This window comes from Mycobacterium sp. HUMS_12744610, assembly GCF_041206865.1.
Taxonomy (GTDB): Bacteria; Actinomycetota; Actinomycetes; order Mycobacteriales; family Mycobacteriaceae; genus Mycobacterium; species Mycobacterium servetii.
This window is the reverse complement of record NZ_JBGEDP010000001.1, coordinates 110,885-123,841: the sequence shown is the minus strand read 5'-3', so window position 1 is coordinate 123,841 and position 12,957 is coordinate 110,885. Positions and strand designations below refer to the sequence as shown.

Sequence of the window (12,957 nt, the reverse complement as noted above, 5' to 3'; positions counted from 1 at the left end):
TTGGCTGGTGACGCGGATTGGTGTGATTTCTGACGAGTTCTGGGCGGTGGTTGAGCCGTTGATGCCTTCGCATGAGGGCAAGCGGGGCCGGAGGTTTGGTGATCACCGGTTGATTTTGGAGGGGATTGCCTGGCGGTTTCGCACGGGATGCCCGTGGCGGGACCTGCCCGCTGATTTCGGGCCATGGAAAACGGTGTGGAAGCGTCATCACCGATGGTCGCTGGATGGCACCTATGACGTGATGTTTGCTCAGGTGGCGCACGCCTTCGGGTTCGACGCCGAGATGGCCGGCGATATCGAGAAGCTGTTGTCGGTGGATTCGACGAACGTACGGGCGCATCAACATTCGGCGGGTGCCCGGTCGGACACGCTGGCAAAAGGGGGCCCTGTCGAATTACAAGAAATCCGCCGATGAACCCGACGACCATGCAATTGGGCGTTCGCGAGGCGGGCTGACCACCAAGATCCACACCCTGACCGATCAGCGCGAAGCTGTTGTCGCGGTCCGGTTGACCGCTGGCCAGGCCGGCGACAATCCGCAGTTGCTGCCTTTGCTCGACGACTACGACCACGCCTGCGCTGAGCACGGTGTGACCGGTGGCGACTTCCGATTGCTCGCCGACAAGGCGTATTCACACCCGAGCACGCGCACCGAATTACGTTCCCGAAGAATCAAGCACACGATTCCCGAACGCAAAGACCAGATCGCCCGGCGCAAGGCCAAGGGATCGGCCGGGGGTCGCCCACCGGCGTTCGACGCCGAGCTCTACGGTCTGCGCAACACCGTCGAACGAGGCTACAACCGGCTCAAGCAATGGCGCGGTATCGCGACCCGCTACGACAAATACGCCCTGACCTACCTCGGCGGTGTCCTATTGGCCTGCGCCGTAATCCATTCCCGCGTCGGAAACAACCAATTGGGAGACACGCCCTAGGTGGACGAGGCGTTTCTCGACGACGCCGGGTTGCGCCGGGTTTCGGGGACGCCGGTCGACATCGCCGAGCTCGGCGAGTCCGCGCTGGCCTCGCTGGTGGGTGCCGCAATGGGCCGCCGGCTGTATGCCCTGTCGCGCAACGTCGACGAACGTGAGGTGGCCCCCGGTTTGCGCCGCCAGTCCGCGGGTGCGCAGCGGGCGTTGGGCCGGGCCGACTCCGCGATGTCGCCTGTCCGCCTCGACGCGGTGGTGGTCAACCTGGTCGACCGGATCACCGCCCGGCTGCGCGCAGCTGGCCGCACCGTGGTGCTGCGGCTGCGGTTCGACGGCATCGGGCGGGCCACCCGCTCGCGAACGTTGGCATCGCCCACGTCGGCGACGCAACCCGTCCTGGCCGCCGAGCGCGGATTGACCCCGATCGGCTTCGCGGTGTCGGGCATCGACGGCGGCGGCGCCCAGCAGCTGATGCTGCCGTTCACCGGGACCGGCTCACCGTCGACGAGGCGATCGACACGGTGCGCCGCCGCTACGGCAGATCCGCACTCACCCCGTCGGTGTTGCTCGGCCGCGAGACCGGCGTGGAGACGCCGCACCTACCCGACTGAGCCCGCCCACTCCAGCAGCTCGTTCGCGGACCAGGTGTTGACGATCCGGTCGACGGGCACGCCGGCGTCCAGCGCGCGCTGGGCGCCGTAGCCGAGGAAGTCCAGCTGACCGGGCGCGTGCGCGTCGGTGTCGATGCTGAAGATGCAGCCGATCTCGAGCGCCAGGTTCAGCAACCGGGTCGGCGGGTCGCGCCGCTCGGGCCGGGAGTTGATCTCCACCGCGGTGCCGTGCTCGCGGCAGGCGCTGAACACCGCCTCGGCGTCGAACTTCGACTCGGGTCGGATGCCGCGGTTGCCGGAGACCAGTCGGCCGGTGCAGTGGCCCAGCACGTCGGCGTGGGGATTGGAGACGGCTCGGATCATGCGGCGGGTCATGGCCGCCGCATCCATCGACAGCTTGGAGTGCACGCTGGCCACGACCACGTCGAGGCGCTCCAGCAGCTCGGGTTCCTGGTCCAGGCCACCGTCCTCGAGGATGTCCACCTCGATCCCGGTGAGGATGCGCATCGGCGCGAACTTCTCGCGCAGCCCGTCGATCGCGTCGAGCTGCTCGCGCAACCGGTCCGGGGACAGGCCGTTGGCGATCTTCAGCCGCGGCGAATGATCGGTCAGCGCGCAGTATTCGTGGCCCAGCGCCGCCGCGGTGGCCATCATCTCGTCGATCGACGCCGACCCGTCCGACCAGTTCGAATGCAGGTGCAGATCACCGCGCAGGGCCGTCCTGATCTTTCCGCCCCCGAGATCGTTTGCCGTGGAACGCAGTTCGACCAGGGCGTCGGGCTCGCGACCCGACCACGCCTGCGCGATGACCTTGGCGGTCTTGGGCCCGATGCCCGGCAGCGACTGCCAGCTGTCGGCCCGGCCGTGCCGCTCGCGGGCCGCGCCGTCCAGGCCCTCGACGACGTCGGCCGCGTTGCGGTACGCCATGACACGCCGGGAGTCTTCCCGCGCCCGGTCCTTGTAGTAGGCGATCTGTCGCAGCGCGACTACCGGATCCATTCCTCCAGTGTGCCCGCGCCCGCGGGGCGAAGCCACGCGAAGCAGCTCACCACAGCTGCCCGGCGACGAACCCGGCGAGAAGAACCGCGAACCCGCCGATCTCGCCGGCGATCAGCAGGGCCATCCCCAGCGCCAGTGCCCGGCCGGATTTCTCGAACTGATTCACGGTGTCACGCCGCGCGCCGTGGCCGACGTAGCTGAGAATGGCCGCGACAAAGAAGAACACGACGACGCCCGCCGCGGTCAGGTTCACCCACGCCGGCCAGGCGCTGAGTTCGACGAACACCGCGACCAGCAGCGTCGCGAACGAGTAGAGCAACGCCGCCCGGTGCGCGATGTCGACGTAGGGATGTGCCCGGCCCTCGCCGGAGGCCATGATCTGCCGGTACTTCCAGACCCCGAGAACCAGGGCCAGCAGGAAGATCAGACCCGCCGCCAGCAGCATGACCCTGGTGTCGATCCCCAGCGCGTCACCCACCGCTCGAGTTTAGTTGCGCGTCATAAAGATCGGCTACCGTCGAGAGCATGCGATTCGCGTTCAAGACATCCCCCCAGAACACCACCTGGGCAGACATGCTGGCCGTCTGGCGGGCGGCCGACGACATCGAGGTCTACGAATCGGGGTGGACCTTCGACCACTTCTATCCGATCTTCTCCGACAGCACCGGTCCCTGCCTGGAGGGCTGGACGACGCTGACGGCGCTGGCCCAGGCCACCAGCCGGCTGCGGCTGGGCACCCTGGTCACCGGCGTCCACTACCGCCACCCCGCGGTGCTGGCCAACATGGCCGCCGCGCTCGACATCATCTCCGGCGGGCGGCTCGAACTGGGGATCGGCGCCGGCTGGAACGAGGAGGAGTCGGGCGCCTACGGCATCGAGTTGGGCGGCATCCGGGAACGCTTCGACCGCTTCGAGGAGGCGTGCCAGGTGCTGATCAGCCTGCTCAGCCAGGAGATCACCGACTTCGACGGCAAGTACTACCGGCTCGAGGGTGCCCGCAACGAACCCAAGGGGCCGCAGCGCCCGCACCCGCCGATCTGCATCGGCGGCAGCGGCGAGAAGCGCACCCTGCCGATCACCGCGCGCTACGCCCAGCACTGGAACTTCGCCGGTGGCTCACCGGAGGAGTTCGCCCGCAAGCGCGACGTGCTGGCCGCACGCTGCGCGGACATCGGACGCGACCCGAAGGAGATCACGCTGTCCGCGCACCTCGGGCTGGACCGGGAGCGCAACTACCGCAAGGTGCTCGAGGACGCCGCCGGGCTCGCCGCCGAGGGCCTCGATCTGGGCATCGTCTACATCGCCCCGCCGCACGACCCCGCCGTGCTCGAACCGATGGCCGAGGCCATCCGGGATTCGGGGCTGTGGGACGGGGCGAAATAGCGCTTCGGCAGCACCGAGCAAACTCGCCGCGGACCGGTGAGTGCGTGGTGAGGGGCGGTTACACGCCGAACAGCAACATCTCCTCGGCGGTCACCAGGCGTTCGTTCTTGGCGGGAAATTCGCGGCTCTTTACGGGGTGGCGAAACAATGACCTGGCGATTCGCCCCACCCGTGACCGGGGTACCGGGTTGACATTCACAGTGATCACTCCTGCGGTCGGTCCAGTCAGCGTGACTCCACCGTGGCCCGTGGTGTGATGAAGCCCACTGCGAATCATTAGACACCCGTCCTCTGGCAAACGGGGCCAGACTCGCCGATTTTGTTACGCGTGTTTCTGGCGTTACTGTTGTGATTACTGAAGCGGCACCGCGGTCGGCTTGACGGGCGCCGGCAGCGCCGTCGACCCCATCAGGTAGCGGTCCACGCCCGCGGCCGCGGCCCTGCCCTCGGCGATCGCCCAGACGATCAGCGACTGGCCCCGGCCCATGTCGCCGGCGACGAAGACGCCGGGCACCGACGTCTCGAAATCGGCACCGCGCGCGACGTTTCCGCGCTCGGTCAGCTTGACCCCGAGGTCGGTGAGCAGGCCCGGCTTCTCGGGCCCGACGAACCCCATCGCCAGCAGCACCAGGTCCGCCTCGAGCTCGAACTCCGAGCCCTCGACCTTGACGAACTTGCCGTCCTGCATGGTGACCTCGTGCGCCTTGAGCCCGGTCACGCGACCGTCCTTGCCGACGAACTCCTCGGTGTTCACCGAGAACACCCGCTCGCCGCCCTCTTCGTGCGCCGAGGACACCCGGTACATCAGCGGGTAGGTCGGCCAGGGCGTGGATTGCGCGCGGGTGTCCGGCGGCCGCGGCATGATCTCGAACTGGTGCACCGCGACCGCGCCCTGCCGGTGCACGGTCCCCAGGCAGTCCGCCCCGGTGTCACCGCCGCCGATGATGATGACCTTTTTGCCCTTGGCGGTGATCGGCGGCTGCCCGTCCGGACCGACCTCCCCGTCGCCGAGGTCGCCGAGCGCCTGCTTGTTGCCCCAGGGCAGGAACTCCATCGCCTGGTGGATACCGTCCAGCTCGCGGCCGGGCACCGGCAGGTCGCGCCAGTCGGTGGCTCCGCCGGCCAGGACCACCGCGTCGAAGTCGGCGCGCAGCGCCTCGACGGTGAGGTCGACCCCGACGTTGACGCCGGGCCGGAATTCGGTTCCCTCGGCGCGCATCTGGTCCAGCCGCCGGTCCAGGACGCGCTTTTCCATCTTGAACTCCGGAATGCCGTAGCGCAGCAGGCCGCCGATGCGGTCCGCACGCTCGAACACGGTGACGGCGTGGCCGGCGCGGGTGAGCTGCTGCGCCGCGGCCAGGCCCGCCGGGCCCGAACCCACCACCGCGACCGTCTTTCCGGACCGCGTGTGCGGGGGTAGCGGCGTCACGAAGCCTTCCTCGAAAGCCCTGTCGATGATCTCGAGCTCGATCTGCTTGATCGTCACCGGATCCTGGTTGATGCCGAGCACGCAGGCCGGCTCACACGGCGCCGGGCAGAGCCGGCCGGTGAAGTCGGGGAAGTTGTTCGTGGCGTGCAACCGCTCGATGGCGTCGCGCCACCGACCGTTGCGGACCAGGTCATTCCATTCCGGGATCAAGTTGCCCAGCGGGCAGCCGTTGTGGCAGAAGGGAATGCCGCAGTCCATGCAGCGGGTCGCCTGCTCGCGCAACGTCTCGGAGTCGAAGTCCTCGTAGACCTCGTTCCAGTCGCGCAACCGCAGCGGGACAGGACGGCGCTTCGGCAGTTCCCGGTGCGTGAACTTCAGGAAGCCGGACGGGTCAGCCATGCGCGGCCGCCATGATCGCCTTGTCGACGTCCAGGCCGTCGCGCTCGGCCTCGGCGATCGCCTGCAACACCCGCTTGTAGTCCCGCGGCATTACCTTGGCGAAATGCCGCCGCTGCCCCGGCCAGTCGGCCAGGATCCGCTGCCCGACCGCGGAATCGGTGTTGTCGACGTGCGCCTGGATCATGCCGTGCAGCCATTCCTCGTCGTCGGACTCGAGGCTCTCGAGTTCCACCATCTCGGTGTTGAGATATTGCGGCAGTTCGCCGTCCGGATCGTAGACGTAGGCCACCCCGCCGGACATGCCGGCCGCGAAGTTGCGGCCGGTACGGCCGAGGATGACGACCTTGCCCCCGGTCATGTATTCGCACCCGTGGTCGCCGACGCCCTCCACCACGGCGTGCGCCCCGGAGTTGCGCACCGCGAATCGCTCGCCGACCACGCCGCGCAAGTAAGCCTCCCCACTGGTGGCACCGAACAAGATGACGTTGCCCCCGATGATGTTGTCCTCGGCCACATAATCCTGCGGGGCATTGTCCGACGGGCGAACCACGAGCCGGCCACCCGACAGACCCTTGCCGACGTAGTCGTTGGCGTCGCCGTAGACACGCAACGTGATCCCCCGCGGCACGAATGCGCCGAAGCTGTTGCCCGCGGAGCCCTCGAAGGTGATGTCGATGGTTCCGTCCGGCAGGCCCTGCCCACCATAGGCTTTCGTCAACTCGTGGCCCAACATCGTGCCCACCGTGCGGTTCACGTTGCTGATCGTGGTGGAGAACCGCACCGGCTTACCGGAATCCAGCGCCTCGCGGCTCATCACGATCAACTGCTGATCCAGCGCCTTGTCCAGACCGTGATCCTGACTCGAGCTGCAGTACAGGTCCTGGTTCATGAAGGCCGACTCCGGCTCGTGCAGCACCGGCGCCAAATCCAGCCGGTGCGCCTTCCAGTGCGCGCGGGCCAGCGTGGTGTCCAGCGAGCCGACCTGCCCGACGACCTCGTTGAAGTTCCGGAAACCTAGCTGCGCCATGTATTCCCGGACTTCCTCGGCGAGGAACATGAAGAAGTTCTCCACGAACTCGGGCTTGCCGTTGAAACGCTCGCGCAGCAGCGGGTTCTGGGTCGCCACGCCGACCGGGCAGGTGTCCAGATGACATACCCGCATCATGATGCAGCCGGACACCACCAACGGCGCGGTGGCGAAACCGAATTCCTCGGCGCCGAGCAGCGCGGCGATCATCACGTCGCGCCCCGTCTTCAGCTGACCGTCGACCTGGACGACGATCCGGTCGCGTAACCCGTTGAGCAGCAAGGTCTGCTGCGTCTCGGCCAGGCCGAGCTCCCACGGCGCCCCGGCGTGCTTCATCGACGTCAGCGGGGTGGCCCCGGTGCCGCCGTCGTGCCCGGAGATCAGCACCACGTCGGCGTGCGCCTTGGACACGCCCGCGGCCACCGTGCCGACGCCGTTCTCGGACACCAGTTTCACGTGCACCCGCGCCGAGGGATTGGCGTTCTTCAAGTCGTGGATGAGCTGCGCCAGGTCCTCGATGGAGTAGATGTCGTGATGCGGCGGCGGCGAGATGAGCCCGACTCCGGGCGTCGAATGCCGCACCTCGGCGACCCACGGGTACACCTTGTGTCCCGGAAGTTGGCCGCCCTCACCGGGTTTGGCGCCCTGGGCCATCTTGATCTGGATGTCGGTGCAGTTCGTCAGGTAGTGCGACGTTACGCCGAACCGCCCGGAGGCGACCTGCTTGATCGCGCTGCGGCGCCAGTCGCCGTTGGGGTCGCGGTCGAACCGTGCGACGTCCTCGCCGCCCTCACCGCTGTTGGACCGCCCACCGAGCCGATTCATCGCGATGGCGAGCGTCTCGTGGGCCTCGGCGGAGATCGACCCGTAGCTCATCGCGCCCGTCGAGAAGCGCTTGACGATCTCGCTGGCCGGCTCGACCTCGTCCAGCGGCACCGGCGGGCGAACGTCGGAGCGGAACTTCAGCAGCCCGCGCAGGGAGGCCATCCGCTCGCTCTGGTCGTCGACCAGGCGGGTGTACTCCTTGAAGATCTTGTACTGGCCGGTGCGGGTCGAGTGTTGCAGCTTGAAGACCGTCTCGGGGTTGAAAAGGTGGTACTCGCCCTCGCGCCGCCACTGGTACTCCCCGCCCACCTCGAGTTCGCGGTGCGCGCGCTCCTCGGGCCGGTCCAGGTAGGCCAGGCGGTGCCGGGCGGCAACGTCGGCGGCGATGTCCTCCAGGGTGATCCCGCCGGTCGCGCAGGCCAGCCCGGTGAAGTACTCGTCGAGGACGTCCTCGGAGATCCCCACCGCTTGGAAGAGCTGCGCCCCCGTGTAGGAGGCCAGCGTCGAGATGCCCATCTTGGACATCACTTTGAGCACGCCCTTGCCGGCGGCCTTGACGTAGTTGTTGAGCGCCGTGTCGCGGTCGAAACCGTCGAAGACGCCCTCGAAAACACCCCGGTCGAGCATGTCCTCGATCGACTCGAACGCGAGGTAGGGGTTGATCGCCGCCGCGCCGCAGCCGACCAGGAGCGCCATGTGGTGCACCTCGCGGGCGTCGCCGGTCTCCACGACCAGGCCCGCCTGGGTGCGCGTCCGGTCGCGCACCAGGTGATGATGCACGCCCGCCACCGCGAGCAACGACGGGATCGGCGCCATCGTCTCGTCGGATTCGCGGTCGGACAGGATGATGACCCGCGCGCCGTCGGCGATGGCGGCCGACGCCTGCGCCCGCACCCCGTCCAGCGCGGCGGCCAGGCCAGCTCCACCCTCGGCCACCGGGTACAGACAGCGAATCACCGCCGAACGCATGCCGTGCGGATAACCGTTGACCTCGTCGTCCGGGTCGAGGTTGACCAGCTTGGCCAGCTCGTGGTTGCGCAGGATCGGCTGCGGCAGCCTGATCTGGTGACAGGATGCCGCTTCGGGCGTGAGCAGGTCGCGCTCCCCGCCGGTGGTGACCCGAAGGCTGGTCACCACCTCCTCGCGGATGGCGTCCAACGGCGGGTTGGTCACCTGGGCGAACATCTGCTGGAAGTAGTCGTACAGAATCCGCGGACGCTGCGACAGCACCGCGACCGGGGTGTCGGTGCCCATCGACCCGATCGGCTCGGCGCCGGTGCGCACCATCGGCGCCACCAGCAGGTTGAGCTCTTCGTAGGTGTAGCCGAACGCCAACTGACGCTTGACGAGTCGCTCGTGCGGCATCCGCACGTAGTCGCCCTGCGGCAGGTCCTCCAGCGGGATGAGACCCTTGTCGAGCCACTCCTGGTAGGGGTGCTCGGCGGCCAGCTCCGCCTTGATCTCCTCGTCGGCCACGATGCGGCCCTGCGCGGTGTCCACGAGGAACATCCGGCCCGGCTGCAGGCGCATCCGACGCACCACCTTGGCCGGGTCCAGGTCGAGCACGCCGGCCTCCGACGCCATGACCACCAGACCGTCCTCGGTCACCCAGATGCGCGACGGCCGCAGGCCGTTGCGGTCGAGCACCGCGCCGACGATGGTGCCGTCGGTGAACGTCATCGACGCCGGGCCGTCCCACGGCTCCATCAACGAGGCGTGGTAGGCGTAGAACGCCCGCCGCGCGGGGTCCATCGACTCGTGCCGTTCCCAGGCCTCGGGAATCATCATCAGCACCGAGTGGGCCAGGCTGCGCCCACCCAGGTGCAGCAGCTCGAGCACCTCGTCGAAGCGGGCGGTGTCGGACGCACCCGGCGTGCAGATCGGGAACAGCTTCTCGACGTCGGCTTCCGACCCGAAGATGTCGGTCTTGATCAGCGCCTCGCGGGCCCGCATCCAGTTCTCGTTGCCGGTGACGGTGTTGATCTCGCCGTTGTGGGCGATGCGCCGGAACGGGTGCGCCAGCGGCCACGACGGAAAGGTGTTGGTGGAGAACCGGGAATGCACGATGCCCAGCGCGCTGGTCAACCGGTCGTCCTGCAGGTCCAGATAGAACGCCTTGAGCTGCGGCGTGGTCAGCATGCCCTTGTAGACGAACGTCTGACCGGAAAGGCTTGGGAAGTAGACGGTTTCGCGGCCCGGGCCGTCCTGGCCCGGGCCCTTGGTGCCGAGTTCGTGCTCGGCACGCTTGCGCACCACGTAGGCGCGGCGCTCCAGCGTCATGCCGGAGGCACCCGCCATGAACACCTGGCGGAAGGTGGGCATCGCGTCGCGCGACAGCGCGCCCAGCGACGAGTCGTCGGTGGGCACGTTGCGCCAGCCCAGCACCGTCAGCCCCTCGGCCTCGGCGATCTTCTCCACCGCGGCGCATGCGGCCGCGGCGTCCTTGGAGGACTGCGGCAGGAACGCTATCCCGGTGGCATAGCTGCCCGGGGCCGGCAACTCGAAGTCCACGACCTCACGCAGGAAGGCGTCGGGAACCTGGATCAGGATGCCCGCGCCGTCACCGCTGCGCGGCTCGGCGCCCTGGGCGCCGCGGTGTTCGAGGTTGAGCAGCGCGGTGATGGCCTTGTCCACGATGTCGCGGCTACGCCGGCCGTGCATGTCGACGACCATGGCTACCCCACACGAATCGTGCTCGAACGCGGGGTTATACAACCCGACGCGCTTGGGCGTCATATGCACCTGACCCTTCACCTGAACGTTCCGCGCGGCCGCCGATCCTTCGGGCCGCTCCGCTGAGGTCGCACCCGGAGGTTGCGGGCTCACACCCCTTCGGTCTTGTCGATAGGCTGTCTCCCAGGCGGAGATGATCCTGTTAGGGATGTATCCGTGCAGCGCTGAACGGTGGCCTGGAACCGGTCTCGACAAGTCGTAAAACGATATGACAAAACCCGCCTGACATGCCAACTTCGTTCAAGTCTAACCCGGCGTCCGGCGCCAGCGTAAATTCGGCGAAGTGGCTGCTGGGAGGCGCCGCCGCGCGGTGCACGGCGGGCGCGGGCCGACCGGCGCGGCGCCGCCGTGCGCGGGCCGCGGCCGCGGCCGGTGGCCGATACTGGATCGATACTGGTCCGCATCGGCATCCGAGGAGCCCATGAACCAGCGCGACGAATTCCTCCGGGACCGTCTGCAGCCGAAGGCGCCCGGGGACCGCCCCTCGAGTCGGCAGGCGGTTCCGCCCCGTCCTGCCCCGCCCGCACAGCAACCCGCCCCCACGCCCCCCGCCGCCCGGGCGCCCGGGCCACCGAAACCTCCCCCGCCGCCTGCGCGGGACGCGGCCCCGCCGCCGGAGGCTCCGGCCCCTCCCACCGGCGCGCCCCAGCCCGCGCCGCCTGCGCTGCTCCCCGGCCGTGGTTGGCGTCGGGTGGTCCGGCTGGTCACCTTCGACCGTGTCAGGCCGGGCCCTTCGGCCGCGCAACTCCAGGAGACCCGGTTCGAGACGGCGATCCGCGCACCCCTGCGCGGCATCTACAAGGTGGGCGTCCTCGGCAAGGGCGGCGTGGGGAAGACGTCGGTTGCCGCCAGCGTCGGATCGCTGCTGGCCGAATACCGCCAGGACCACGTCGTGGCGATCGACGCCGACACCGCCTTCGGCCGGCTGAGCAGCCGGATCGATCCGCGGACGAACGGCTCGTTCTGGGAACTCGCCGCCGGCACCAACCCGCGCTCGTTCGACGACGTGGTCGCCCGCCTCGGCCGCAACCAAGTCGGGTTGCACGTCCTGCGCGGCGAACCGGCGTCCGGCCCGCGCCGGGTGCTCGACCCTGCCATCTACCGGGAGGCCGCGCTGCGGTTGGACCGCCATTTCGCGATCTCGGTCGTCGACTGCGGTTCGACGATGGACGCGCCGCTCACGCGGGAAGTGCTGCGGGATCTCGACGCGCTGATCGTGGTGTCCTCGCCGTGGGCCGACGGCGCCTCCGCCGCTGCCCGGACTATGGAGTGGCTGTCCGACCAGGGCCTGACCCGGCTGCTGCAGAACAGCGTCGTGGCGCTCAACGATTCCGACGGTCACGCCGACAAACGCACCCGGGCGGCGCTGGCCCGCGAGTTCGTCGAGCACGGCCGTCCGGTCGTGGAAGTTCCCTTCGACCCGCATCTGCGGCCCGGCGGGGTCATCGACGTGCGGCGCGAGATGGCCCCGGCTACCCGGCGAAAGTTCCTGCAGATCACCGCGGCGATCACGGGATATTTCGCGGCACGCCCCGACCGTGGGCGCAAGGTGCCCACCGACGGCGACGGCTGACCGTCAGGAGGACCGTCGAGCGTGCAGGCGACCGGGCGCGGCCAGTCCTGCGGGCCATGCCCGGCCGCTGACCCCTCAAGCAGCGGCCCGGGCGGGCGCGTCGGGCCGACCCCACCGGTTCCCGCGCGGGATACCCGTTTTGTTCGGCCAATGAACGCAATTGCCGCAACGCAAATGTCCCGGGCCGGCCGGACTCGGGGATCACAACCTCCACCCACAGCCCTTCTGCACCCGGCGACTCCACGGCGTCGCGGGGTCATGCCCACCGGCGCGGGCAGGCCCGGTACAGGGCTTGGACCTCGTCGTCGGGCGTCGTGGTCCAACGGTCGGGATCCTGCGTGCAGGCGCCGGTGCGGCGGCCGCCGCCCGCCGCCGTGAACTCGACATCAGTCAGCGCAGCCTCGCGGCCGCCGGCGTCATCAACGCCGGCGCGCTCATCGCCTTCGAGAAGGGGCGCAGCTGGCCCCGCACGCGGACCCGGGCCAAGCTCGAGGAAGTCCTGCAGTGGCCCGCCGGGACGATTGCGAGGATTCGTCGGGGCGCGCCGGCCCCCGACGCGGCGCCGACGCAGGCGCCGCCCCCCGAGGACGCGGCATCGGAGCGACCCGAGCCCGACAGCTCGGTGTCGCTGATCGCACAGGCCGTCGTGGCGGCGGTGGACGGCTGCAGCCTGGCCATCGCCGCACTGCCGCCGGCCGACGACCCCGAATTCTCGGAGCGCGCGACGCCGATCCTGGCCAATCTGCGCCAGCTGGAGACCATTGCCGTGCGGGCCACCCGCATCAGCCGGATGACCCCCGAGCTCATCAACGCGCTGAGCACGGTGCGCCGCCAGTTCGACGAATTGATGACGCGGGGGGCCGACGCACCGAATGCCCTACTGGCGCAGCGGCTTTACACGACCCGGCGGCGGGCTAAACTGTCCGCCCTGGAGACCGCGCATGCGGCCGGGGTCCCCGAGGACACCATCGCCCGGGCCGAAGCGCAGGAACCGTTGCCGGCCGAGGCCACCGAGGCGATCGAAACGCTGCTACGCCAGCTCGGTTGAG

General features: G+C 69.1%; 8 protein-coding genes and 3 pseudogenes. 5 read left to right on the top strand and 6 right to left on the bottom strand.

Annotation, left to right across the window (positions count from 1 at the left end; all coding sequences use genetic code 11):
• Positions 1-7: 7 nt before the first annotated feature.
• Both AB8998_RS00615 and AB8998_RS00610 read left to right on the top strand, forming a co-directional pair.
• Positions 8-935: pseudogene (locus AB8998_RS00615) on the top strand (IS5 family transposase).
• A 48-nt stretch (positions 936-983) separates the two neighbouring features.
• A pseudogene (locus AB8998_RS00610) lies at positions 984-1,540 on the top strand (DinB/UmuC family translesion DNA polymerase); the annotation flags it as partial.
• Here AB8998_RS00610 and AB8998_RS00605 read toward each other — a convergent pair.
• Positions 1,529-2,539 (bottom strand): PHP domain-containing protein, encoded by a 1,011-nt coding sequence (locus tag AB8998_RS00605; protein ID WP_369736326.1) that lies wholly within the window; start codon positions 2,537-2,539, stop codon positions 1,529-1,531. The pseudogene AB8998_RS00610 and the gene AB8998_RS00605 sit on opposite strands and share 12 nt — an antisense overlap.
• Before the next feature lie 46 nt (positions 2,540-2,585).
• Positions 2,586-2,984 carry a hypothetical protein gene (locus AB8998_RS00600; RefSeq protein WP_369741364.1) on the bottom strand — a complete coding sequence of 133 codons (399 nt, stop codon included), beginning with the start codon at positions 2,982-2,984 and terminating at the stop codon, positions 2,586-2,588.
• Positions 2,985-3,064: 80 nt separating this feature from the next.
• On the opposite strand from AB8998_RS00600, the gene AB8998_RS00595 reads away from it, so the two are divergent.
• Positions 3,065-3,922, top strand: a complete 858-nt coding sequence (locus tag AB8998_RS00595; RefSeq protein WP_369736325.1) for an LLM class F420-dependent oxidoreductase — start codon at positions 3,065-3,067, stop codon at positions 3,920-3,922.
• Positions 3,923-3,980: 58 nt separating this feature from the next.
• On the opposite strand, the gene AB8998_RS00590 is transcribed toward AB8998_RS00595, so the two are convergent.
• From AB8998_RS00590 to gltB, 3 genes are all read right to left on the bottom strand, one after another.
• A complete protein-coding gene (locus AB8998_RS00590; protein WP_369741824.1) occupies positions 3,981-4,130 on the bottom strand; it encodes a hypothetical protein in 150 nt (49 codons plus the stop codon).
• Positions 4,131-4,274: 144 nt separating this feature from the next.
• The gene (locus AB8998_RS00585) at positions 4,275-5,750 is read right to left on the bottom strand and encodes a glutamate synthase subunit beta (protein WP_369736324.1); all 1,476 of its coding nucleotides are present in this window, start codon (positions 5,748-5,750) and stop codon (positions 4,275-4,277) included.
• Positions 5,743-10,338: a glutamate synthase large subunit gene (gltB, locus tag AB8998_RS00580; protein ID WP_369736323.1), complete on the bottom strand. Its 4,596-nt coding sequence runs from the start codon at positions 10,336-10,338 to the stop codon at positions 5,743-5,745. Before gltB ends, AB8998_RS00585 begins: the two co-directional genes overlap by 8 nt.
• A 418-nt stretch (positions 10,339-10,756) precedes the next feature.
• Here gltB and AB8998_RS00575 point away from each other — a divergent pair, with 418 nt between their 5' ends.
• Positions 10,757-11,908, top strand: coding sequence for a MinD/ParA family ATP-binding protein (locus AB8998_RS00575; protein WP_369736322.1), 1,152 nt, complete (start codon positions 10,757-10,759; stop codon positions 11,906-11,908).
• 112 nt (positions 11,909-12,020) lie between these two features.
• On the opposite strand, the pseudogene AB8998_RS00570 reads toward AB8998_RS00575, so the two are convergent.
• Positions 12,021-12,302: pseudogene (locus AB8998_RS00570) on the bottom strand (hypothetical protein); the annotation flags it as partial.
• On the opposite strand from AB8998_RS00570, the gene AB8998_RS00565 reads away from it, so the two are divergent.
• Complete coding sequence (locus AB8998_RS00565) at positions 12,201-12,956, top strand: transcriptional regulator (protein WP_369736321.1); 756 nt, start codon at positions 12,201-12,203, stop codon at positions 12,954-12,956. The pseudogene AB8998_RS00570 and the gene AB8998_RS00565 overlap by 102 nt on opposite strands.
• Position 12,957 lies beyond the last annotated feature (1 nt).